Source organism: Ensifer sp. ENS11 (assembly GCF_014851895.1).
Lineage (GTDB): Bacteria > Pseudomonadota > Alphaproteobacteria > Rhizobiales > Rhizobiaceae > Ensifer > Ensifer canadensis.
The window spans coordinates 168370-192374 of record NZ_JACVAN010000004.1 but is presented as its reverse complement, the minus strand read 5'-3'; the positions used below and the strand labels follow the sequence as shown (position 1 = coordinate 192374).

The window sequence follows — 24005 nt, the reverse complement described above, 5'->3', positions numbered from 1 at the left end:
TCTGCGGTCAACGAACGAGGCTATCGTCGCGCATGTCCGGCTGCGCACCGTCGAGCGACAGGCGCATCGCGCAGCGCCGCTCGGCCGGTAGGCCGTTTGTCGCCTCCTTCGCCAGGATCTGGGCCAGCCGCGAGCCGAGCTCTTCTTCGCCGAGCGTCAGGAAGCCGAGCTTGCGATAGAAGCGCTCGTTCCAGACGAGTTCGCGGAACGTGGTCAGCGTCACCTCGCCAAGCGAGCGGTCGCGCGCATGCGCGATAGCGGCTGCGAACAAGGCGCGCCCAAGTCCAAGGCCTTGCCGCTCGTGCAGCACCGCGAGCTGCCAGATGTGCAGAGCACCATCGCTGATCTCGGCGCAAAGAAATCCAAGCGGGCGGTCGCGATCGTCGACCGCAACCCAGGAAAGACCGGAGCGAACGAATTCCAGATGCGATGCGACCGACTGGACGTCGTCGTCAGCAATCCAGGCAAGCTCGGGCACGGTGCGAAATGCCTCACCCGACGATCTCTCGATATCGGGCAGCGCTGGCGCATCGTCTTCACGGGTCAGTCGTATCAGGGCGTTCATGGCGGCATCCTATCGACGGAATTTGGTCCGTCGAAACAGTCTTTCGATAGAACGCCCAAGTAAGCGATAACGACGATACGTTTCTAGAGTTTTCTCCATGAAGACAAACGCTTATCCCCATATCTTCGCCAACCACACGCGATCCGCCCCCGGCGGAACCGTCAGGCGCATAACGCACAAGCCCGCCGGCAGCATCGAAACCGCCAATGACCGTGGCGATGGTCAGCCGGTTGACGAACCAGTCGAGCGGCTGCTTCGCCTCATCTTCAAAGGCGGCGCCGAGCGCCTCTGGATGGCGCGAATGACCATCGAGGCATAGCGCCCGATGGAGGTCGACGTCTGGGGCAATCAAGCCGGCGGGGTTGAAAGGAAGACAGCACGGTTCCAAAATTGGCTGCTGGGCGAAAGATCCTCTCCGCATAGACCCGCCGCGTCCCGGCAATCCGTGACGCCGGCAACCGGATTCCGAATTTTAAATCTTCGCCCTAAACACCTGAATCAACAATCAAACACTCTACTCATCGCGCAACCCGCGAGGCCATCTGCGCGATCTGTTCCAACGCGGCGCTCAGCCCCGCAGACGGGCTCGTCAAGGGGCGCGTTCCTCGACGCACAAGCTCGGCGGCCCCGGCCATGGAGGCTTGAGCGAGAGCGACAATCGCCGCGCCATCGTTATAGGCGGCGTCGGCTGCATCGGCGATTGCGGCGAGATAGCCATCGCGGTCACCGGCCTTGAACAGACCCCATGCGCCTGCGACGAGACGCACCTCGAGCGCCACACCCTTTCGCTTCGTGGCCTCGGCAAAAAGCGCAGTGGTCGGCGCCACGGTCGTTTCGACGGCGCAGAGCGCCACCACCTTTTCTCCGATCGCCGCTGCCTTTTCGGCAAGCGCGGCATCAGTCCGCAACACCGGCACCGGCGCTTCACGCACGATCGCGGTACTCGGCCCGAGCGTCGAACAGGTGAGGAGCACGGCGTCGGCGCCGCCTGCAAGCGCCGTCAGCGCTGCAGCCGTCTCCTCGGCTATATCGTCGGTGAGCCCGCCTGCCCGTTCCGCAGCCTCGAGCAGGTCCGGCCGCACCGCATGGCGAAGCACGCCCGCGGCAAGGCCGAGTTCGCGCGCGGCGGCTTCGAAGACGGCGACGTTGCTGTCGGCGGTATGCAGGCACGCGATGATCAAGATGCTTTCCCTCACGCTGGATTCGCGCTTTGCGGTCGCCGTCGGCCACTCGCTGCCGGTAAACTTCGCACGTTACGTCGCCGGCTGGAAACAGGGATTGAGGCCCCCAACACAACGCAGGTCCTTCCATCGCTTCAAACGTGCAATCCACGGGCGAAAGCGCCTTCGGCCCGCAAATGGCCCCAAAATCGGCGCAGCAATCGATGCCGACACACGATCGCCGCGCTTTTCGCGCTTCTAGATATTGCTAAATTACGTTACCCTTAATTTCCTCTAGCTGTACGCCGCGGGAGGGGCTTGCCCCTTTGGAACGGAAGCTCGCAGTCATCCTCGCTGCCGATGTCGCTGGCTATAGTCGCCTCGTCGCGACCGACGAGGAAGGTACGCTTGCGACGCTGGGCACCTATTGCGCCACGATCGGCGACCTCGTCGCCGAGCATGGCGGTCGCATTTTCAGCACTGCCGGTGACAGCGTCGTCGCCGAGTTCCACAGCGCCGTCCAGGGGGTCCGCGCCGCCGTTGCTATCCAGCGCGCCCTGCAACGCCGCAATGCCGATCTGGCGCCGGAGAAACGCATGGAGTTCCGCATCGGCATCAATCTCGGCGACGTCGTGGTCGAAGGCACAAACCTGTTGGGCGACGGCGTCAACGTCGCAGCGCGGCTGCAGCAGGTGGCGCGACCGGCCGGCGTCTGCATCTCGGGAACGCTGCACGACCAGATCGAGGGCAAGCTCGACTTCCCCATGGTCAAGCTCGGCGAGCAGACGCTCAAGAACATGCCGCGGCCGGTGCTGGTGCACAGCGTCGACTGGCGCGAAGACCCGACGGTGCCCGACCTGCCCGGCATGCCGCTCCGCCTGCCGAACAAGCCGTCGATCGCCGTGCTCCCCTTCCTCAACATGTCGGACGATCCCGGCCAGGACTACTTCGCCGACGGGTTGACCGAGGACATCATCACCGGGCTCTCGCTCTGTCGCTGGTTCTTCGTCATCGCGCGGAACTCCTCCTTCGCCTACAAGGGGCACGCAGCGGACGCGAAGCAGATCGGCCGCGATCTCGGCGTGCGCTACATCGTCGAGGGCAGCGTGCGCCGATCAGGAAGCCGCGTGCGTGTCACCGGGCAATTGATCGAGGCCGAGACCGGCGTGCATCTCTGGGCGCAGCGCTTCGATCGCGAAGTGGCGGACATCTTCGCCATCCAGGACGAACTCACCCAGCACGTCGTCGCCGCCATCGAGCCGGAAATTCTGATCGGCGAAAATCGGCGAGCGCTGTTGCGCGGCACCGAGAACCTCGACGCCTACGAATGCCATATGCGCGGCACGCTGCTGCACAACGCCCAGGACACGGCCGCGCATTTCTCCGAGGCGATCGACTGGCATCGTCGTGCCATCGCGCTCGATCCGGATTTCGGCCGCGCCCATATGATGCTGGCGCGTTCGCTCTACGCCCGATGTTTCTTCGGCTTCAGCGACGATATCGACCGCGACAGGACTGAACTGCTCGCCGCAGCCGAGCGCGCCATCGCGCTCGAAGATCGGGATCCCTATTCGCACTACGTCATGTGCCTTGCCAATTTCGCAGCCCATCGTCCGCATGCGGCCGTTGCCGAAGCGCAGCAGGCGATCGATCTCAACCCCAATCTCGCATTGGCCTATATGGCACTCGGCTGGGCCCGCATTTTCATCGGCCGCTTCGCCGAAGCGCTCGATCCACTGCACAAGGCCTTGCGTCTGAGCCCGCACGATCCGCTGACCTATCTCTTCCTTAACCGGCTCGCGCTTGCCCACTATCATCTCGGCAATTACGAGGAGGCGCAGCACCATGCCGAGCGCGGACTGCTGTTGCGGCGCACCTATTTCAATCTGGTCGTTGTGCTCGCCTGCCTCGGCCAGCTCGGGCGCACGGAGGATACCTGCAAGCTTATCGACGAGGCGATCGCCAACGCCCCCTCTGATCTCAAGCGCTACTGGCAGATCCTCACCGCCTATGTCGATCCCGCCGACTACGCGCATTTCACCGACGGGCTGCGCAAGGCGGGCCTGCCCGCTATACCGTGAGGCGCCATGACACGTGCGCAACAGCTCGGCGTCGTGATCGGTCTGGCCGTCGTGGTAGTCCTGACATTGCTGCGCGCCAGCGATCCGCAGCTTCTGAAACAGGCGCGCGACGTCACCTTCGACGAATATCAGCGGCTGTCCCCGCGCGCCTACGAGCCGATGCCGGTCAAGGTCGTCGATATCGACGAAGCCTCGCTGCGCGCCTTCGGGCAATGGCCCTGGCCGCGAGACCGGCTGGCGAAGCTGACGGACAGGCTGGCGGAGATGGGGGCGTCGGCGATCGCCTTCGACATCCTGTTTGCCGAGCCGGATCGGCTGTCGCCACGCAACGTATTGCGCGACGTGCCGGAGATCGATCCCACGCTGCTTGAGCGCCTGCCCGACAATGACGAGGTCTTTGCACAGTCGATCGCGGAAAAGCCCGTCGTCCTCGGCTTCGGGTTGACCAACGAAGGAAGCTACCTGCCGCCGGTCAAGGCGGGCTTCGCCTTCACCGGCGAAAGTCCGATCGGCGCACCGCCGCGCATTCTGTCGGCCACGCCGCTGCGACCGCAACTGGAGAGCAATGCCGCCGGTCTTGGCCATATCAGCCTCAACCCCAGCGACTCCTCGGCCGTCGTGCGAGCGGTGCCCCTGTTCCTGAGCGACGGCCAGCAACTCTACCCTAGTCTCGCAATGGAGGCGCTGCGTGTGGCGCAAGGCGCATCGACCTATGTCATCGCCGGCGCGCCCGACCTGCCCGATACGATGACGGCTGCCAAGATCGGCGATTTCGTCGTGCCCTTGACCGCCGCCGGCGAACTCTGGCTCTACGTCAGTCCCGATACAACCGAGCGCTATGTCTCCGCACGGCGCATTCTCGAGGATGGAGACATGTCTCCCGACGTCAGCGCGGCAATCGAAGGCAGCATCGTGTTCATCGGCACCTCCGCCGCCGGCCTGCAGGACGTTCGCACGACGGCGCTCGGCCAGAACGTTCCCGGCGTCTCGCTGCATGCCCAGATCGTCGAGCAGATCCTCTCCGGCCACTATCTCTCTCGCCCGGACTGGGCCAATGGCCTGGAAATCCTGGCGATTGCGATTGCCGGCTGCCTGCTCGTGCTGTTGACGACTTTCGTCAGTCCCGTCATGGCGCTTGCCTGCGGCATGGCGATCACGGCGCTGGCGCTCGTCGCCTCATGGGTCGCGTTCGCCTATGCCGGCCTGCTCTTCGATCCGCTGGCGCCGATCCTTGCGGCGTCCATCACCCATTTTTCGGCCACGGCGTTCCGCTTCCTCGTCACCGACCGCGAGCGCCGCGAGGTTCGCCAGGCCTTCGGCCGCTATCTCTCACCGTCGTTGCTCTATCGGATCGAACACAATCGCAACGCCCTTCGGCTCGGCGGCGACGATCGAGAACTGACGGTCATGTTCGTCGACGTGCGCAGCTTCACCGAGATCAGCGAGCGCATGGCGCCGACCGATGTCGTTACCTTTCTCAACACCCTGCTCGATGCGCTGAGCCGGCACGTCATTGCCAATGAGGGCACGCTCGACAAGTTCATCGGCGATTCGATCATGGCCTTCTGGAACGCACCGGTCGATGTCGCCAACCATCCGCGAAAGGCGCTGCGGGCAGCGCTCGGCATGCGTGAGACCTTGGCGCGGCTCAATGCCGACGACGCCTTCGGTTTCGGCGCGACGCAGGCGGTCGGTATCGGCATCGGTATCCATACGGGGATCGCCTGTGTCGGCAACATGGGCGCCGAGACGCGCTTCAACTATTCGGCTGTTGGCGACACGGTCAACATCGCCGCCCGCATCGAGGCGGCGTGCAAGGAGGTGAGCTTCGACATTCTCGTATCGGAAGCGACGGCGCAGGCGCTGCCCGGTTGCGCGCTGCTGGAAGCAGGCGCCCTGGGGCTGAAGGGAAAGACGACGCGAACCCGGCTCTTTGCCGTCGCCGGCGACGAAGGCGTCGCCTCTTCGCTCGACTTCGGTGAGTTGCACAGACTACATTCGAGGCTGATCGAAAACCTGCGTGCACGCGCCTCGACCAGCCGCAGCCTGGCCAATGCCGCCAAGCTCAAGGCGGCGGCGATCACGCCGGGTCTGGTGACCTTCTACGGCAGGATCACTCGCCGGGCGGAGCATTTCATCGATGTTCCCGCCGAGCAGGAAAGCCGAATCGCCGAGTAGCGATCAATCGTCATTGTCACCATCAAGGACGCGTTTGGCAGCCCGGTGGGGCACCTATTGCGCGGTCTCCTGCTACTCACCGGTGTTGCGACCACGGTCGCCACCGCCGCGTTTGCCGCCATCCTGGCTGTTGCCGCCACTCTGGGCGCCGACGTTCTGGCCGGCGCTGCTCTGAGTGCCGTTGGTCTGATTGCCGCTGCTCTGTTCCGTGCTGCCAGGTCCGGTGTCGTTGTTGTCGCCGCCCTGATCCTGATTGTCGCCGCCTTGATCCTGCTTGTCGCGGCCCTGGTCGTGCTTCTCGCCACCGCGATCATGCTTCTCACCTCGATCGTGCTTCACACCTCGATCATGCTTGTCATGGCCCTGTTCGCGAAGCTGCTTTTGTGGTCGCGGCGTTTCCGGCTTAGGCTCTTCGCGGACGACCGGATCCGGTTGCTGCGCCGGAGAACTCTCGCGCTGGATTGCAGCCCGTAGCCCGCAGCCGCCTCCGGCCCAACCCATGGCGCCGGAAAGCCGCTGGCCGCCAGACAAGAACGGCAAGGCCTGGGCGTTGCCGAGTGCTTGCAGCGTACGGCGGTTGACACGGCTGGCCTGGCTGACGGCGCCGCCGGGCTTTGCCACCACACAGTCGCAGCGCTGCGTCAGCTGGCGACATCCGCCGGCGCCGCAGAAGCTCGCCGCGCCGCTGAGCAGCACCATCGCGGTCGTTCCATCGCTGCCGACATAAAAATCGAACGCCGTGCCGCGCACGCCGATGGTGCCGGCCGGCGTGACGATTTCGTAAGCCGAATGTTTGGATTTGCCGCTGACCCAGCGAAAGGTTCCCTTGGCGGCCATGATCGTCAGTTTCTTCACCGACTTGCTGCCGTCATAGACGAACTGATCGATGACCACGGATGATCCCCAGCCGACAGCCAGCTTGGTCCCGTCCTGAAAGACGAATTGTCCAAGGCCGGACTTTGACGTCCGGATCCGTTCATCCCGGTAGACCGGGTCCCTGACCGCCAACGGACCACTCTTGCCGGAGACTTCCGTCCTGATCGAGACTGCCTGGCCAATGGGCTCGGCAGTAAAGCTCGGCACTGGACAAAAAAGCGTGGCACTAACAGCGATGAGTGCGGCACTGCGCAAACGCGACATGAGCCCCTCCAAACCACTCTTTTTACCACGCGGCATGGCCGGATGTCTGCTCGCCCATTCGAGGTAACCGGCGGCAACCAGAACTAGCAAAAGCTAACCCCTCCCCGTTGCCGGCGCGAAAACAATACGTCCAAAACGCCAGATGCGCCGTGCATGTTGCCTCACGAACGGCAGGCGCAAATACAACGCCAGATAGACAACTCAATGCACCGACACACCGGAAGTCACCCGTCGAAAGCTGCCGTGAGCCGACAGGAAGACGAGGAAACGGTGGGCATTGCCTGGCCAAGGCGAACGGGCTGGTAGTCTGCTTCCGCCGGGCCATAGGGAAGCCAAGATGCACACGATGCAAGCGTCGCGCTTTCAGCTGCGACTGGCGTCATTGCCGGCTGTTTTCTTGAGCCGGAACCGATGACGGCAAGATGCAGCAGTTGGAACGACTGCAAGCTCCAGTTGATCTTGCTAGATCGGGGGTCGCACATGCGCCCGCAGACTACCTCTCCCCGTTGGCGGGCAAGCTCGGCCACCGACATGGGCAAACCGTCGCCCCAGGACCGGTAAACACCCGGAAGAATCCATGCATTTCGTTTCCCTTTTGTACTCATTCCCCCTTTATTTTCGTTATGACTCTGTCCATATTCCCGCCATGGCCCAGGATCCGAAGAAGTCTGCAAAAAATCCCCCCAGGAAAACCACAGTGCCCGGCCGCTTCGAGGAAGCCCCGCAGGCGCCGCTGTCGGGAACGCCGCTATCCGGCAACGTCTCCGATTGGGTGAAACAGCTCGAGGCCGATGCCGAGGCTTCCGCCTTCGAGAGCCAGCGCGAGGTCGCCTCCAAGGCCGGCAAGCACCGCAAGAAGGTGGAGATCGCCGCGAAATCGGCCGCAGGCCGCAAGCCCGAAGGGGCGTCCGAGCCAATGCGAGGCCCACGCGGAGCGAAGGCGCAAGGCGCCGACAGCGTGAGCGGAAGGACGTCCCGCGGGACGTCCATGGGCGGCACGACCGACCCGAAGACGCGCGCCGCGGCGGGCCTCAATCCGGTCGCCGGCCTCGACGTGTCGCTTGAGGATGCCGACAAGCTGTCCACTTCCGGCGTCACCGCCACCGTGGAGGCGCTGTCGGCGCTGATCGAGAGCGGCAATCCGCTGTTCAAGGACGGCAAGCTCTGGACGCCGCACCGCCCTGCCCGGCCGCCGAAATCCGAAGGCGGCATCGAGATCCGCATGGTCTCCGACTACGAGCCCGCCGGCGATCAGCCGACGGCGATCGCCGATCTCGTCGAGGGCCTTGCCTCCGGCGAGCGCAGCCAGGTGCTGCTCGGCGTCACCGGCTCGGGCAAGACCTTCACCATGGCCAAGGTGATCGAGGCGACCCAGCGCCCCGCCGTCATCCTCGCGCCCAACAAGACCTTGGCCGCCCAGCTCTATTCCGAGTTCAAGAACTTCTTCCCCGACAACGCGGTCGAGTACTTCGTCTCCTATTACGACTACTACCAGCCGGAAGCCTACGTGCCGCGCTCGGACACCTTCATCGAGAAGGAATCCTCGATCAACGAGCAGATCGACCGCATGCGCCACTCGGCCACCCGCTCGCTGCTGGAGCGCGACGACTGCATCATCGTCGCCTCGGTCTCGTGCATCTACGGTATCGGCTCGGTCGAGACCTATACCGCCATGACCTTCCAGATGAGCGTCGGTGACACGCTCGACCAGCGGCAGCTGCTGGCCGACCTGGTGGCGCAGCAATACAAGCGCCGCGACATGGATTTCCAGCGCGGCTCGTTTCGCGTGCGCGGTGATACCATCGAAATCTTTCCGGCCCACTTGGAAGATGCCGCCTGGCGCATCTCCATGTTCGGCGACGAGATCGACGCCATCACCGAGTTCGATCCGCTGACCGGCCAGAAGACCGGCGACCTGAAATCGGTAAAAATCTACGCCAACTCGCACTACGTCACCCCGCGCCCGACGCTGAACGGCGCCATCAAGGCGATCAAGGAAGAGCTGAAGCACCGGCTGGCCGAGTTGGAAAAGGGCGGCCGCCTCCTCGAAGCCCAGCGGCTGGAGCAGCGCACCCGCTACGACATCGAAATGCTGGAGGCCACCGGCTCCTGCGCCGGCATCGAGAACTATTCGCGATACCTCACCGGCCGCAATCCCGGCGAGCCGCCGCCGACGCTGTTCGAATACATCCCCGACAACGCGCTGCTGTTCATCGACGAGAGCCACGTCTCCGTCAGCCAGATCGGTGGCATGTATCGCGGCGACTTCCGCCGAAAGGCGACGCTGGCCGAATACGGCTTCCGCCTGCCCTCGTGCATGGACAACCGTCCGCTGCGCTTCGAGGAATGGGACGCCATGCGCCCCGACACCGTCGCGGTTTCGGCCACGCCCGGCAGCTGGGAAATGGAGCAGTCCGGCGGTGTCTTTGCCGAACAGGTCATCCGCCCGACCGGCCTGATCGATCCGCCGGTGGAAGTGCGCTCGGCGAAAACCCAGGTCGACGACGTGCTGGGCGAAATCCGCGAGACGGCCGCTGCCGGCTACCGCACGCTGGTGACGGTGCTGACCAAGCGCATGGCCGAGGACCTGACCGAATACCTGCACGAACAGGGCATTCGCGTCCGCTACATGCACTCCGACATCGACACGCTGGAGCGCATCGAGATCATCCGCGATCTTCGTTTGGGTGCTTTCGACGTGCTCGTCGGCATCAACCTCCTGCGCGAAGGCCTCGACATTCCCGAATGCGGCTTCGTCGCCATCCTCGACGCCGACAAGGAAGGCTTTTTGCGCTCGGAGACGTCGCTGGTGCAGACCATCGGCCGTGCCGCGCGTAACGTCGACGGCAAGGTCATCCTCTATGCCGACCAGATCACCGGGTCGATGCAGCGCGCCATGGACGAAACCAGCCGCCGCCGCGAAAAGCAGATGGCCTTTAACGAGGCCAACGGCATCACGCCGGAATCAGTAAAGGCAAAGATCTCCGACATCCTCGACTCGGTCTACGAGAAGGACCACGTGCGCGCCGACATCTCCGGCGTCGCCGGCAAGGGCTTTGCCGATGGCGGCCACCTCGTCGGCAACAACCTCCAGGCGCACCTCAACGCGCTGGAAAAGCAGATGCGCGACGCCGCCGCCGACCTCGACTTCGAAAAGGCCGCCCGCCTGCGCGACGAGATCAAGCGCCTCAAAGCCGCCGAACTCGCCGCCATGGACGACCCGATGGCACGGGAAGAAGCCAAGGCGATCGAAGGTGGAACGGGGCGGAAAAAGGCAACGGCACCAAATAGCGGTAAGGCCTCCCCCTCGCCGTCATCCTCAGCCTTGAGCCGAGGACCCACCACCATCGCGGACGACAATTCCCTGTTCCAGAAACCGTCGCTCGACGACATGGGTCCGGGCACCGACACCGAACGCCCGCTGTTTCGCAAGCCCGAACTCGACGAAATGGGCCGCGACGTGGCAACGCCGGCCGGCCGCAAGGATGCCGAGAGCCAATCGCTCTTCCGCAAGAACAGCCTCGACGAAATGACTGTCGGCCGCACCGAAAAACCCGTCATCGGCAAGGTGCCGGACAAGCCGCTCATCCGCGCCAAACCGGGCGTCGGTTCCTATGAAGACCCCGTCGACGAAAAGCGTCAGAAGGGGCGGACGAAGGGCAAGACGGGGCGGCCGGGGAAGTAGCGTCGGCAACGGCGAACAAGTTTGCGTTATCCCGGCGCAGCTCTCATCACACCACGCCCAGTATGCGCGAACCAGACGCGCCAAGGATAGGACCTTTCTCAAGGCGCAGCGCCATTCAATGTGAGGGCGGCGCGGGTTGCAAAGCCTATCGCTGGCGTCAAGCTTGGGATCCACTTCTATGAGTATCTTGTCGACGTGACCTGACCAGACGAGATGACCGCGCGGCGAGGATGATATGCAGAAAGTTAAATTGGCACTCCAGAAACTGAGAGGTTCCGGTCGAATCAAACCCGTAAATGAGAACGCATCTGCGTTTAACTTCCGCTACATCAAAGCATAGTTCTTTTTGGGAGAGCAGCCGCAGAGTCGTCAATCATTCGGCAGAACTGAACTCATCCAGTTCCGTCGCCTCAGGCGGCCTGGCCAAACAGGACTGCCTTATGCGGCCACGTGGGCTTCCTCTGCTTTAGCTTTCCATAAGACCGCGCTCCGGCCCGATGGCTTGAGTACCCCCGCACGTCTTAATCGAATGATGGGCTGGCTAATTCAACTCCACCCCCCCTGTGCCTATCAAGCTCCTGCATCATCAGGCCCTTGAGGTCGCGCGGCTCGGCGAGTTGCGGATCGTAGCCGGTGTCGGCATGGATCTTCCGGCGCACCAGATCCTTCAGGAGAACGCAGGCCGCCTGCAGCCGGGCAAATTGCCCGGAATCGCGCAAAGCTTTGCGGACGGCAGCGGCTAGCCCAGCATGCATCACCGCTCCGCGCTACAGCTTCATCTCCGCCAGCGCCCTATGCAGGGGCGCATCTGAAATCAGGATCGCGCCGGTGAACGGAATGTCCATGTCGAGCACGACATAGACAGAGGCGGCGATGAACATCGCCGAAACCACGAACATGGCGACGACCACGACGTTTTGCGGCGCGCGATAGCCGAAGCTGGCGAAGATCAGCGTCATCCACGCCATCAGCATGCCGATGACGGGCATCGGTATTGCGCCTTCCGATTGCTCGACGATCGTCCAGCGCTGTTCGACGATGCGGTTATATTGCTGGCGGGCACTCACCAGCATGGATTCATGCAGGCTGTCGGCGGGCTGAATGGCCGCGAGGCTGCTACCGACCGTATCCAGCCGCTGTTGCGTGGAATTGGGTCCCTGGTGCTGCACATTGTCGACCCTTTCGGGATCGGCAATCACCCCCTCTACATAGGCGATCAGATATTGCCGCGCATCGTTGCCGGCGAGGCCATAGGTCCTGAGCGTCCGGTCGAGAAGGATCAGATTGATGGCGAAGGAATGCACATTGTCGTCGATCCCCTCGAACGTATTCTTGGCCGAATTGATCATCAGGCCGAAGACCAACGACGCCATGACCACGAAGATATTGGCAACGAGCCGCACGACGGTATTGGTGTCATCATCGCGATGACGCGCCGGCAGCTTCGGATAGAGGTGCATCATGCCAAGCGCCGCCACACTCAGGCAAAGGAACGCGGCAACGGCAATCAAGATCGCACTCATTCCGGCCCCGTTCCCGTTATTCCACTGCCCTCTGTCCGTCTGGCGCGTCCCATGGGCGGCTACTGCATGTTTCCTTAAATCCTATTCGCTTTAAAGAAACATGCAGCAGTTCAAAGTGCTACAGCGACCTTTGCCCATCTAGTCAGATGCGCGGCGCTGTAGGATAGGAACTTTATCAAAGTCCGCAACGGCTGAGGTGTTGGCCGACGGTCTCGAATCCGCGGCAGCCCGGTGGTCAGTTCACGACATCGCCGAGCTTGAGCCATCGTCTTGCGGGCCACGCTTTAGCCGCCAGTGCCAGCCGTCACCTGCCCCAGCACTCCAACCAGCGCCTTGCCATCGGTAAAATAGGGATCGCCACCGCCGTTGCGGCCGGTCGTGGTGGCGCCTATGCCGGGGATGTCGTAGGTCGAGGAAACCTGTCCGGCCTTTTGCAAATCGCCGATGACCAAGTCTCGCTCTGCGTCCAGGTTCGGGCCGATATGGTGGGTGATCTGGCCGGTGTCGTGGCTGAAGCCGACACCGCGGTCGAAGCTGGCCGAGCCGAGCCAAAGCGGCTTGCCATCCGAGCCGGTATGTTTGGTCTGCCAGAAGCGCACGTGGTTTCGCTCGTCGGCGCTGTTACCGACGGGCTTTTCAAACGCCAGATCCTGTTTCCGGCCCTCGAAGAACAAAGGGCTGACCGGTGCATCGAGGTCCGGCCGATCGAGCACCACGCTCAATCCGATGTCGACGGAGGATCGCAGGGTTATCTTGTCGGCCGGATCCCAGCCGGCCGCGGCGAAGGCGCGGATCACCTGTTCCTTGGAGCCAACGAGGCCGACGTTGATAGGGTCGCCGGGAATATCCTGCTCGGTGGTGGTGACCATGGCGCTAAAATCGTCAACCCGGCTCCTGTCGTGAAAGATCCAGAGCTCCGGCAGCAGGAAATAGCTGACCAGCAGATAGGCGACCAGCACAACCGCCAGGACGCTCAGAGATGCATGAAGTTTCCTGCGACGGGTCATCTGCGTTCACCCTAGTCCCGGTGCGGTGATATCAGCTAAAGGCGATATCAGCTAAACCTGAAACAGCCAGGAAAGCAACGTGTGGTTATGGTCATGCCGATCCTGCACCAGCCCGTCTCCGTTCCGCCACCACCGCCGCAAACTCATTCCCTGCGCTCTGAACCGACGCGACCGCCTTGCGTGTCCCAAAAACGACCGTCGAGTATGGTGCAGACGGCTGCAGCTGCACGCCGTTGACGAGTATTCCTGCATCTCGCAAAGCCCATAGCAAAACAGGCGGCCATTCAAAGTGCTGCAGCGACTTTGCGCGTCTGATTAAGACGCGCGGCGCTGTACGCGAACCGGATCGCCGCGTTTTCAAGCGCAGTGACGGCCAGTTGGAGGCAGAACGTCCGCAGGCTGCCGGCGTCGGGCCGCGAGTGGCGAGCGGCACGGCTCCCTTGCCTTCTGCGGCAAGATGCGAGCAGCGCTACTCCGCGGCGTGCGCCTTTACCTCCAGCGCCTCCAGCTCGTAGGAATAGCCTTCCAGCATTTCATAGGCCTGCTCGATCGTCTTGATCTGCTCTTCGGTGGTCTTGATCGCCTCGGCGATCGAGCGTGAGCGGGCGCGCAGCATCGAGCCGAGGACGTCGGTTTCCGGCCGGCGGCCGAGGCGGTCGAGGTGTTTTCGCACGCGGGCGCGGTGGCGCTCCAGCTCGAGGATGTGGAAGCGGCTCTTGACGATATCGTCGGAAAGCTTGCGGCGCATGGCGGCGACGGGGTCGAAGCTGCCGGGCTCGCGCTCGTCGAGAATGAAGTCGTTGACCAGGGTCTCCAGCATCATCAGGCCCTTGAGGTCGCGCGGCTCGGCGAGCTGCGGGTCGTAGCCGGTGTCGTCAAAGACCTTGCGGCGCACCGGATCCTTCAGGAGATCATAGACCGCCTGCAGCCGGGCGAATTGCTCGGCATCGCCGCCCGAGTCGGGATGGGCCGCCTTGGCCGCCTTGCGATAGGCCGTGCGGATGGCCTGGTCGTTCGCGTCGCGGTCCACGCCAAGCATCTCGTAGGGATCGATCACGCTGCCCCCTGTTCGTCTCGCATTCCGATTTCTCCGCCTGACCTAACGCACGCAACCGAAGACCGGAACCAATCACCGGTAAAGCCTGCGCGTTATCCCAAACTTGTTCAAGTGCTGATGCGGCGTGATGGGATCATCACCGCATCCGGGCGCCGCGTTCATCAAGTCGAGGCGCGCCGAAGCACTCGCCCTTCCGACGCGGCGGCGCGCACGTTCGTCCGTGGTCGGGACGAAATTGTGGTCGGAAACGGGCCGTCCCCGATTTTTCCATGCAGGACCAATGGTTACGGCGCAAACCGACCACGTGACCTGCGTCGCCCGCAACAGGAGCGATGGCCGGAAGGCGGCCCATCGAAGGGCGACGCACCTTGGCGCACGCGGAAACCGATGCGCGTTCGGCCCGCTTGTTCGGCTGCTTATCGGCCCGCGCGTGGCCGCGACAATCAACGGACGTCGCCATCAACGGCCCTCACACGCACTCCGCCCGCCGCGGGTGACCTTCGCTCTTTTCTGCGGCACGCGCCTGCCCCAAAACCTTGGTCGCCTCTTCCACTTTTGCCGATAGCGGCGATGGTTGCCCGCTGAGGAATGACACCAAGATCGCGATCATCCAGCGGCCGGAACGCGGCAGTCTGCAACATGCTCGCCGATAGCCCGCCCGGCTCTGCGTCCCCTCGCCGTTCGTCTGCACCAAGCGGCAGCCGCTACAGCGCCGCGCGTCTAATCAGACGCGCCAAGGTCGCTGTGGCGCTTTGAATTGCAGAAGCCCAAAACCCCTGAGAATGCTGTGGTTGGCGGCACATTTTCCCGAAATAAGCCGCGCGAATGGCTCTTGCGTTTTTTTGCAAATACTGTCACTGCTGCTACCGTTCGGGCGTTTTCAATCCCGGAGACTGGACTTTCTCTTTTGTGCCCGGCTTGCCGGGCCGGCCGGAAGCGGCAAATGGACGTTCTTTCCCCGTTATCGTGACTACTCGACGCCTATCCGCTTGTATGCGGAAGACGACACACCCACATCCTCACGGGGGCGCGGGTATAGCTTTAAGACTGAAGGAAAAGGACTTCTTCCATGGCCACTAAGGGCACCGTAAAATTCTTCAACCAGGACAAGGGTTTTGGTTTCATCACGCCGGACGGCGGCGCTAAGGACGTATTCGTCCACATCTCCGCTGTACAGGCCGCTGGCCTTGCTACGCTGAAGGACGGCCAGGTTGTCACGTTCGACACCGAAGCTGACCGCATGGGCAAGGGCCCGAAGGCCGTCAACATCCAGGCTTCGTAAGCCGGATCGTCCGACTGGACTTTTTGGAAGCGGCGCTCCCCAGGGGGCGCCGTTTTCGTTTGGGCTGTTGGTTTGTGTCGGGGCGGGTGCCGACGCATTGGCCGGAAGCCGCCTTCGCTTCGACCGAGGAGACCTCGGCATCCGCATCCGCAAGTATTCGCGGGGCGGCCAGGGGGATCATCGGCTCAAGGCCGAGGATGACAGCGGTTCAAGGCTGAGTATGGCGCCGGCTCAAATGAGAGACTCGCGTCGGTGTGAGGACGACGGCCGATGTTGGCGGGTCCGCCAGCTCTTTTCATTTGGCCTCAGGCGTTCTCGATCACCGTGAGGATCGACAACACACCATGTGGCCAGCAAGCGGGGCCACCGCTCTGCCTCGAACAAGTCGCCCCTCATTTCTGTGCTCGTCACAGAAATCCAGCAGCGCCGCGTCCGCGGCGCAAGGTTGCAGCTGTAGGCGCAGTCCCTAGTCGCCATGTGAGACATTCCGGCCGTGCCGACGCTGGCCCTCTGCGACATGCAGAGGATGACGTTCCGCGACGTCTCCGGACCTACTCGGCCGCCTGCTTTGCGGCTGCCGCCTCGAACACGGCATCGAAGGCGGCGTGGATGACCTCCGGCCCAGCCCCTTGGCGGGTGGCGTCAGACGACAGGATCTGGCGGTAGCGCCGTGCACCCGGCCAGCCCTGGAACAGCCCGACCATATGCCGCGTGACATGGGCGAGCCGGCCGCCATTGGCGATGTGGCCGGCCGCATAATCGGCCATCGCTTCGCGCAATTCCGCCCAGAAGGACAGGTCCAGCCGGTGGCCGCGCTCTGAGAAGTCGGCAGCGTCGTGAATCAGCGTCGGCGCGCCGGTCAGCGGATGCGGGAAAAAGCCATCGACCGACGAAAGCATGGCGCTGTCGTGATAGGCGGCCCGACCGAGCATCACGCCATCGAGATGCTTGAGCTCGTCAAGCGACTGATTCAAAGTCTGAAGTCCGCCGTTGAGGCCGATGAAAAGATTAGGGTTTTCAGCCTTCAGCCGGTGCACGAGAGCGTAGTCGAGCGGCGGGATGTCGCGGTTTTCCTTGGGCGAGAGCCCCTGCAGCCAGGCTTTGCGGGCATGGACCCAGACCGCGTCCGTACCGGCGTCGACGACGCGCGACACCAGATCGCGCAACGCCACTTCCGGATCCTGCTCGTCGACGCCGATGCGGCATTTCACCGTCACCGGGATCGTGACCGTGGCCTTCATCGCCGCCACGCATTCCGCCACCACGCCAGGCTCCTGCATCAGGCAGGCGCCAAAAGTGCCGGATTGCACCCGGTCGGACGGGCAGCCGACATTCATGTTGATTTCGTCATAGCCGAACGCTTCGGCAATGCGGGCCGCCTCCGCCATCTTGCGCGGATCGCTGCCGCCCAGCTGCAGCGCCACCGGATGCTCCGACGCATCAAAACCGAGCAGCTTCACCCGATCGCCCCTGAGGATCGCGTCGGCGACGATCATCTCGGTATAGAGCAGCGCATGCCGCGAAAGCCGGCGCGCAAAAAACCGGTAGTGCCGATCGGTCCAGTCGATCATCGGCGCCACGGCGAAGATCGGAGCCTTGAAATACGCTCTTCCGGCCGCAGATTTTGCTGCGTTCTCAGTCATTTCTTCTGTCTCTTGTTCGCTCGCGGCGGCAAAGGGCAGCGCGATGGCCACGCGCCCGCCGACGGCCAGCGTCTTGTACCGTTGCCGGCTTATATAATGGCGCAGGCAAGAAAGCGAGCCTTTGACGGGCAGCAAGGCTCCTGGCTGCGGATCGCCGTCATCGGGCGTGGCTGCTCACGCGAACGGCACGGCGGGACGCTTCGGATCAGAAATGCCGGCAACGCCACGGGCTGTTGCGACAGACGCTTCATTTCGCGCCAGAGTTTCTGGCAGACTTTGATGGCTTGCGCCCTGCCGCCTGCAAGACTTGCGTCGCGACATCCGAAGCCTTCGTCGGGCGGAGGCAGTTCGGCGGGGCCGGAAAGCCGGGCGCAAAAACGCACCAAAAATGGCTCACGCTCGAGCCGTCATCCTTGATAAAAAATCACAGGCGACTCGATCGGGGACCATTCATGCAAAATGTCATATTTGCTTTTGTGCTGGGGCTTGCGACGGCGGTTGCAACAGGCGCCTGGGCTCAGCCATTCAGGTCCCCGACCGCGCTCATCGAGGCGCTCTATGCGCCATATCTTGGCGACGGCGACACCTCGGAGCGCGACGCGTTTTTCTCCAACGATCTCACCAAGCTTTACGAGACCGACGCGGAGAAGAGCCAGGGTGAGGTCGGCGCCATCGGCTTCGACCCCGTCATCAACGGGCAGGATTGGGACATCGCCAACCTGCGCATCGGCAAGGCCGAAATCACCGGCCCATCCGCTGTCGTCACCGTGCGCTTCGAGAATTTTTCGGCGCCCGTCACCCTGCGCTACAGTCTGATGAACGAAGCCGGAAACTGGCAGGTCGACGACATCGAAAGCACCGAGGGCGATACCCGGTGGACGTTGAGCGAGATCTTCGCCAACGCGCAATATTGAAGCGGTAGATATGGCTCGAACCGCAGCACGGAAACGAATTCGCAGGTGGCCGGGCCGCGCAAACAACCAGACGCAAGCATCTTCGGCTTGACAGGCGGTATCACAGGCGATTAGGGCAGCGTCCCTGTATCGATACAGAAGGCAGGAACAAGGGAAGACGGCATGAAACGTGCGATCGTGGCACTCCTCACCCTCCAGCTCGCGGGTTGCCAGTCAGTGGCGCTCGAGGATCAGGAGATCGCGAAGCCGAAACCGCCTTCCGTGCCGACGCTCTCCGGCACCGATCTTCGGGCCCTTATCGTCGGCAAGTCGCTGCGCTACACCATTAACGGCGTCGTCTCCTCCTATTTTGCCGACGGCCGATATGGCTACCGCGATTACGAAGTGCGCGACGGCGGAACCTACACGATTGCGGGCGACGAAGTCTGCATCACCTTCGAGGATGGTGGCAGGCGCTGCGACCAATTCGCCCGGATCGGACCCGACTATGTCAGGATCGAGGAAGGCGGCCGCCAGACCAAGGTGGCAGGCGTCGGACCGGCCTGAACCGGCGACAGCGCTGCGGGCACCAGCGTCGCGGCAATGCTTCAGAAAGGCGGAGATGCCCGCGCTCGAAATTCGCCCTGCCCGTCCAGACGAGCGCCTGGCGCTGATCGAGCTTTCTCTCCAATCCGCTTCGCGAACCCCTTATTCCCAAGGGGTTCTATTATGGGGGGTTATGGCATAGTTCGCCGGGCACCGGGGCTTGGGTGCCGGGGGAGAAAGACGTGAACCCTTTGCGCTCGACACAATGTATCGCGCTGTCGCAGCCTGATATCGACACGCTGCAGCGCGTCTTCGACAACATCTGCGCCGAGCAACACTGGCCGCGCGACAGCGCCCGTGCCCGCCGCCATGCACGCATGCTGATCGACGAATATCTGGCCGGCACGACCAATGAGCAATTGCTGCTTGTCGTCGGCCGCTTGTTCGCCTCACGCTTGGCGGAGACATCGACCTCGGCCTAGGGGCGAAGTCCAGCGGTTGTGCTTCGGCAAGACGCACCCGGAAAAGCTGCTTACAAAAGCGTTATCCTGCGCTACATTAGCACAGTTGACCCTTGCCGCGTGGGAGGAGCCCTGTCGCAAGCAGTCGCGATGCCGACATTCATTGAGATGATCTCGAGGAGGAGACGCATGCATCAAATCATCTGGAACCAGCCGATCGAACTCGACTTCGTGACGGGCGATGTCCGCACCGTCAAGGGCCCGTCAGACGCGCTTGCCTGCCTTGCCGACCATTGGCCGCGGCGCGGACCGAGTTACGTCGCCGCCCGCAGCGCCTGCCGCGCCGCCATCGACGGCCGTCGCACGGTGGAAGAAGCGCGATCGCTGTTCATCTCGGCTGCAAATGAAGCCGAATTGAAAGCGCATTAAGAGGCATTTGCCACCCGCATTGAGTGCCCTGCACTCGCCCCTTGCCGTTGGCATGCGAAGAGCACGCCGGAGGGCCTGTTGATTGGCATCTGCGCCCTCTTGGAAGAAATGACTTGCGGCGGCGCGATCGCGCCCCAGACAGTGCCTGAGCATGGCATCCGGTGGTGGAGTTACCGTGCCGATTCGGCGCAGCATCTTCAAATAGCACGCAAATTTCCCGGAAATGGCCCGATTTCTGTCGTGAAGCCTTCATTTCTCTGCGCTATATCATGAGGTGCCTCACAAAAACCAATTTCGAAGCGTCTGAGTCCCATCAAGGGAAAAAGCATAATGTCCCAGAAAAAAGGGACAACGAAAACGGGAGAGATATCATGAGCGAGCAGAATCTCTATCGCATCGTTGAAGTCAGTGTGAAGCGCGACGGCGATCGTCGCGATGTCGGCATCATGACCGTGCGCCAAGCCCTGGAACTTCAAGTACCGAGCCTCGAATACAGCCATCCGGAACTGAACTCTCGGTCGGATGGACGGTTTCTCACGCGCGCCCAGTTGCAAGCCTACGCCTGCTGCGCCTGAGATAAACCCTTGCAGCACCCGAACAGGGTGTTAACGTCCGGCTGGGATTCGAAACAGCCGGACAATCATGCAAACAGTCATTCCACCTTCACCACCCGTCCTGTTGCCGATCGCCGGTAGCCTCGTGGGTTTTCCGGTGCGCCGGGTCTATTGCGTGGGCCGCAACTATGCGGCCCACGCCATCGAGATGGGTCACGACCCGGATCGCGAACCGCCGTTCTTCTTCCAGAAGAACCCGGACAACCTGCTGGTGGCCGATAAGACCTTCCCCTATCCGCCGCGCACGGCCGATGTGCACCATGAGGTCGAGCTGGTTGTCGCCTTGAAAAGCGGCGGCGCCGACATCCCTGTCGAACAGGCGCTCGACTGCGTCTACGGCTATGCTGTTGGCATCGACTTCACCCGCCGCGACCTGCAGGCCGAGGCCAAGAAGGCGGGCAAGCCCTGGGCAGCGGCCAAGGCCTTCGAACATTCGGCGCCTGTTTCCGAGATCGTGCCGGTCGAGGCGATCGGTCATCCCGTCAACGGCAATATCTGGCTGAAGGTCAATGGCGAGCTACGCCAGCAGGGCGATCTCGAGCAGATGATCTGGAAGATACCCGAAGTCATCTCGGAGCTTTCACGGCTGTTCACGCTCGCCCCCGGCGACATCATCATGACCGGGACCCCTTCGGGTGTCGGTCCGGTGGTGCGCGGCGACGCGGTGACCTGCGGCGTCGATGGCGTCGCGGCGCTTGCCGTTACCGTTCTCTAAGATCGGAGCGCTTCCGCTTTCGTTTCGGAACGCATCGCGGAAGCGCCCCATCGCATTGTCTTGACGCATCTCCCGATAAAGGAAGCGCTGCACGCGGTTTCAGGGAATGCTCCAACAACAAGGATTGCCCGATGCCGCTCTATGCCCTTGGACCGCTGCGTCCGCAAACGCCTACTGAGGGCAGCTACTGGGTGGCGCCTGATGCCAACATCATCGGCCAGGTGGAAATCGGCGAGGATGTCGGCATCTGGTTCGGCGCCACGCTGCGCGGCGACAACGAGCTGATCCGGCTCGGCGCCCGCACCAATATCCAGGAAAACACCGTCATTCACGTCGACCCCGGCTTTCCCGTGACCATCGGCGAAGGCTGCACCATCGGTCATGGCGCCATCATCCACGGCTGCACCATCGGCGACAACTCGCTGATCGGCATGGGCGCAACGGTGCTGAACGGTGCGAAGATCGGCCGCAACTGCCTGGTCGGCGCAAATGCGCTGGTGACCGAGGGCAAGGAGTTCCCCGACAATTCGCTGATCGTCGGCGCGCCCGCCAAGGCCATCCGCACGCTTGACGATGCCGCCGTCGAAGGGCTGAAGCGCTCGGCCAGCCACTACGTCAAGAACTGGCAGCGCTATGCGATGCAGCTGACGAAGCTCGACTAGAGCGTTTCCGGTTTAAACGGAGTCACAAAACGCTGACGGAAAACCGCTTCGCACTTTTCCTGGAATTGCTCTAAGCGCGACGAGCCCGCCGCGCTCAGTCAGGCGCAGCTCTGGCAGTGACCACGGATCTCGATGGTGGTCTTTTCCGTCTTGAAGTTCTGTGCACGCGTCAGCGCCGACAACCGCTGCTCGATCGCGGTGTCGTGGAACTCGGTTACCTGCCCACACCCCTCGCAGATCGTAAACGCCGTGACCCCGTGATCATGCTCGTGCTCGTGCGGGCATGTGCAGGCAACGAAGGCGTTGAGGCTTTCGAGCCGGTGCACGAGGCCATACTCGAGCAGCTTGTCGAGCGCGCGATAGACCTGCAGTGGCGCGCGAAACCCCTGGTCGCGCAGCTTGTCGAGGATTGTGTAGGCGCTCAAGGGGCCTTCGGAATGGCTGAGCGCATTCATCACCATCGTCTGGTTCTTGGTCAGTTGCGGGGTCGTCATCAATGATGCCCTCCAGGCGTGGAATGAGACGCTGTCTCCAACCGACGCCGCCCGATCGGCAGCAGACTCAGTACGAAAAGCGCAAGTGCAGCAACGACGATAGACGGTCCCGACGGCGTGTCCCAGTGCAGCGAACCGAAAAGCCCACCGGTAACGGCAAGCGCACCGATCACCGAGGCAAGAACCGCCATTATTTCCGGCGACGTCGCAAAGCGGCGGGCTGTGGCCGCCGGGATGATCAGCAGCGAGGTGATCAAGAGGATGCCGACGATCTTCATGGCGATGGCGATCACCAGCGCCATCAACAGCATGAAGAACAACCGCGCCCGCTCCGGCTTCATGCCCTCGGCCTCGGCGAGTTCAGGATTGACCGTGGAGGCCAGCAGCGGCCGCCAGAGATAGACGATCGCGAAGATCACCAGGATGCCGCCGCCCCAGATGATGTCGATGTCGGATTCCGACACAGCGAGAATGTCGCCGAAGAGAAAGCCGACGAGATCGATGCGCACCCAGGTCATGAAGGCGACGATGACGAGGCCGATCGACAGCGCCGAATGCGACAGGATGCCGAGCAGCGCATCGGTCGACAGCGCCCCGCGCCGCTGCAGGAACAGCAGTAATATCGACACGGCAGCCGCAACGATGAACACCGCCACCATCAGGTTGAGATCGAGAAGCAGCGACAGCGCCACACCCAGCAGCGCCGAATGCGCCATGGTATCGCCGAAATAGGCCATGCGCCGCCAGATGACGAAGCAGCCGAGCGGCCCCGCCATCACGGCGATACCGATGCCGGCGATCAGCGCCCGGACGAAGAAATCGTCAAGCATCGCGCTTCTCCTTCACCTCGAAGCCATGCAGGCGGGTGTGGTGGCCGCAGCCGCAATCCTCGCCATGGTCATGCACGTTGTCGTCCTCGTCGTGGTGATGGCCGTCGCCCGGGTAACAGTGCTCGGTGATCGAACCATCAGCATGCAGCACGCGCCCGTCAGGCAGATGCGTGTGGTCGTGATTGTGGCTGTAGACCGCAAGCGTGCTGGCAGCGCGCCTGCCGAACAGCTTCTGGTACTCCGGGCTCTGGCTGACGGCCTGCGGCGTGCCGCGGCAGCAGACATGGCCATTGAGGCAGACGACCGTGTCGGTTTCGGCCATGACGATATGCAGATCGTGCGAGATCAGCAGGATGCCGCAGCCGGTGCGGTTGCGGATCTGCTTGATCAGTTCGTAGAGCGCGATCTCACCGCTGAAGTCGACGCCCTGCACCGGTTCGTCGAGCACCAGCAGGTCCGGCTTGCGGGCGATCGCCCGCGCGAGCAACGCCCGCTGGAATTCACCGCCCGACAGATGCTGCACCTCGGCTTTCGCCAGATGCAGAACGCCGGTCGCCGACAGCGCCTCCTCGATCTCCCTGCCCTTCAGCGGGCCGGTCAGCGTCATCAGCCGTTCGACTGTCAAGGGCAGCGTCCAGTCGACTGCAAGCTTCTGCGGGACATAGCCGACCTTCAGGCCCGGCTTGCGCTCGACAAAACCTTCGTCGGCCTTCAGCACGCCGATCGCCGTCTTCGCGGTCGTTGACTTGCCAGAGCCATTGGGGCCGATCAGCGTGACGATCTCGCCCGGGCTGATGGAAAACTCCACGCCACGCACCAGCCAGCGGCCGTTGCGGCTGACGCCGGCATTGTTCAACCGCACCAGCGGTGTCGTTTCTGGGGATCGGAAATTCAGCATCAAAAAATTCCGGATTGGCGGTTGCCACTGGCTATCGCACACGTTATAGCATAACGCAATTGATGTAATAACATTACATTGAAACATCGACACGTTCAACCGGACGTATGCTCGGTGTTTCAAGTGTCCGAACTGCGCCTGT

At 62.8% G+C, this 24005-nt stretch carries 22 protein-coding genes and 1 pseudogene; 12 read left to right on the top strand and 11 right to left on the bottom strand.

The window, feature by feature from the left end:
- Positions 1-7 precede the first annotated feature (7 nt).
- A complete protein-coding gene (locus IB264_RS10160) occupies positions 8-565 on the bottom strand; it encodes a GNAT family N-acetyltransferase (RefSeq protein ID WP_025427297.1) in 558 nt (185 codons plus the stop codon).
- Between the two features lie 97 nt (positions 566-662).
- Between IB264_RS10160 and IB264_RS10155 the strand changes: the two genes are divergently transcribed.
- Positions 663-884 (top strand): hypothetical protein, encoded by a 222-nt coding sequence (locus IB264_RS10155; RefSeq protein WP_025427298.1) that lies wholly within the window; start codon positions 663-665, stop codon positions 882-884.
- 199 nt (positions 885-1083) lie between these two features.
- Here the strand turns inward: IB264_RS10155 and IB264_RS10150 are convergent, their stop codons facing one another.
- Positions 1084-1746, bottom strand: coding sequence for an aspartate/glutamate racemase family protein (locus IB264_RS10150; RefSeq protein WP_025427299.1), 663 nt, complete (start codon positions 1744-1746; stop codon positions 1084-1086).
- Positions 1747-2051: 305 nt separating this feature from the next.
- Between IB264_RS10150 and IB264_RS10145 the strand changes: the two genes are divergently transcribed.
- Together IB264_RS10145 and IB264_RS10140 are read left to right on the top strand one after the other, a co-directional pair.
- Positions 2052-3806 (top strand): adenylate/guanylate cyclase domain-containing protein, encoded by a 1755-nt coding sequence (locus IB264_RS10145; RefSeq protein WP_025427301.1) that lies wholly within the window; start codon positions 2052-2054, stop codon positions 3804-3806.
- A gap of 6 nt (positions 3807-3812) precedes the next feature.
- Positions 3813-5984: a CHASE2 domain-containing protein gene (locus IB264_RS10140; RefSeq protein WP_025427302.1), complete on the top strand. Its 2172-nt coding sequence runs from the start codon at positions 3813-3815 to the stop codon at positions 5982-5984.
- A gap of 72 nt (positions 5985-6056) precedes the next feature.
- On the opposite strand, the gene IB264_RS10135 is transcribed toward IB264_RS10140, so the two are convergent.
- Positions 6057-7124 carry a FecR domain-containing protein gene (locus IB264_RS10135; RefSeq protein WP_025427303.1) on the bottom strand — a complete coding sequence of 356 codons (1068 nt, stop codon included), beginning with the start codon at positions 7122-7124 and terminating at the stop codon, positions 6057-6059.
- Between the two features lie 646 nt (positions 7125-7770).
- On the opposite strand from IB264_RS10135, the gene uvrB reads away from it, so the two are divergent.
- Positions 7771-10809 (top strand): excinuclease ABC subunit UvrB, encoded by a 3039-nt coding sequence (gene uvrB / locus IB264_RS10130; RefSeq protein ID WP_025427304.1) that lies wholly within the window; start codon positions 7771-7773, stop codon positions 10807-10809.
- A 575-nt stretch (positions 10810-11384) separates the two neighbouring features.
- On the opposite strand, the pseudogene IB264_RS10125 reads toward uvrB, so the two are convergent.
- The 4 genes and pseudogenes from IB264_RS10125 to IB264_RS10110 all read right to left on the bottom strand — a co-directional run.
- Positions 11385-11564: pseudogene (locus IB264_RS10125) on the bottom strand (molecular chaperone DnaJ); the annotation flags it as partial.
- Between the two features lie 12 nt (positions 11565-11576).
- A complete protein-coding gene (locus IB264_RS10120; RefSeq protein WP_025427306.1) occupies positions 11577-12332 on the bottom strand; it encodes a DUF4239 domain-containing protein in 756 nt (251 codons plus the stop codon).
- Positions 12333-12616: 284 nt separating this feature from the next.
- A complete protein-coding gene (locus IB264_RS10115) occupies positions 12617-13339 on the bottom strand; it encodes an LssY C-terminal domain-containing protein (protein WP_025427307.1) in 723 nt (240 codons plus the stop codon).
- A 469-nt stretch (positions 13340-13808) separates the two neighbouring features.
- Entirely contained in the window at positions 13809-14378 is a 570-nt protein-coding gene (locus IB264_RS10110) for a J domain-containing protein (protein ID WP_107027611.1), read from the bottom strand.
- Between the two features lie 1087 nt (positions 14379-15465).
- Between IB264_RS10110 and IB264_RS10105 the strand changes: the two genes are divergently transcribed.
- Complete coding sequence (locus IB264_RS10105) at positions 15466-15678, top strand: cold-shock protein (protein ID WP_025427309.1); 213 nt, start codon at positions 15466-15468, stop codon at positions 15676-15678.
- 551 nt (positions 15679-16229) lie between these two features.
- On the opposite strand, the gene dusA is transcribed toward IB264_RS10105, so the two are convergent.
- Entirely contained in the window at positions 16230-17321 is a 1092-nt protein-coding gene (gene dusA / locus IB264_RS10100) for a tRNA dihydrouridine(20/20a) synthase DusA (protein WP_025427310.1), read from the bottom strand.
- A 452-nt stretch (positions 17322-17773) separates the two neighbouring features.
- On the opposite strand from dusA, the gene IB264_RS10095 reads away from it, so the two are divergent.
- The 7 genes from IB264_RS10095 to IB264_RS10065 all read left to right on the top strand — a co-directional run bounded on the left by IB264_RS10095 (position 17774) and on the right by IB264_RS10065 (position 21641).
- Positions 17774-18235, top strand: a complete 462-nt coding sequence (locus IB264_RS10095; protein ID WP_063963317.1) for a DUF3828 domain-containing protein — start codon at positions 17774-17776, stop codon at positions 18233-18235.
- A gap of 162 nt (positions 18236-18397) precedes the next feature.
- A complete protein-coding gene (locus IB264_RS10090; protein ID WP_025427312.1) occupies positions 18398-18781 on the top strand; it encodes a hypothetical protein in 384 nt (127 codons plus the stop codon).
- Positions 18782-19002: 221 nt separating this feature from the next.
- On the top strand, positions 19003-19242 hold the full coding sequence (locus tag IB264_RS10085) for a hypothetical protein (RefSeq protein ID WP_171519872.1): 240 nt from the start codon (positions 19003-19005) through the stop codon (positions 19240-19242).
- A 168-nt stretch (positions 19243-19410) separates the two neighbouring features.
- Positions 19411-19650, top strand: coding sequence for a DUF982 domain-containing protein (locus IB264_RS10080; RefSeq protein ID WP_025427314.1), 240 nt, complete (start codon positions 19411-19413; stop codon positions 19648-19650).
- Positions 19651-20021: 371 nt separating this feature from the next.
- The gene (locus tag IB264_RS10075; RefSeq protein ID WP_025427315.1) at positions 20022-20225 is read left to right on the top strand and encodes a hypothetical protein; all 204 of its coding nucleotides are present in this window, start codon (positions 20022-20024) and stop codon (positions 20223-20225) included.
- A 67-nt stretch (positions 20226-20292) separates the two neighbouring features.
- The gene (locus IB264_RS10070; RefSeq protein WP_025427316.1) at positions 20293-20979 is read left to right on the top strand and encodes a fumarylacetoacetate hydrolase family protein; all 687 of its coding nucleotides are present in this window, start codon (positions 20293-20295) and stop codon (positions 20977-20979) included.
- 131 nt (positions 20980-21110) lie between these two features.
- The gene (locus IB264_RS10065) at positions 21111-21641 is read left to right on the top strand and encodes a gamma carbonic anhydrase family protein (RefSeq protein ID WP_025427317.1); all 531 of its coding nucleotides are present in this window, start codon (positions 21111-21113) and stop codon (positions 21639-21641) included.
- Positions 21642-21739: 98 nt separating this feature from the next.
- Here IB264_RS10065 and IB264_RS10060 read toward each other — a convergent pair whose 3' ends face one another.
- The 3 genes from IB264_RS10060 to IB264_RS10050 are packed head-to-tail and all read right to left on the bottom strand — an operon-like array spanning position 21740 to position 23863.
- Entirely contained in the window at positions 21740-22135 is a 396-nt protein-coding gene (locus IB264_RS10060; protein WP_025427318.1) for a Fur family transcriptional regulator, read from the bottom strand.
- Positions 22135-22965 (bottom strand): zinc ABC transporter permease subunit ZnuB, encoded by an 831-nt coding sequence (znuB, locus tag IB264_RS10055; protein ID WP_025427319.1) that lies wholly within the window; start codon positions 22963-22965, stop codon positions 22135-22137. The genes IB264_RS10060 and znuB overlap by 1 nt, the downstream gene beginning before the upstream one ends.
- A complete protein-coding gene (locus IB264_RS10050; protein WP_025427320.1) occupies positions 22958-23863 on the bottom strand; it encodes an ATP-binding cassette domain-containing protein in 906 nt (301 codons plus the stop codon). The genes znuB and IB264_RS10050 overlap by 8 nt, the downstream gene beginning before the upstream one ends.
- Between the last annotated feature and the right edge of the window lie 142 nt (positions 23864-24005).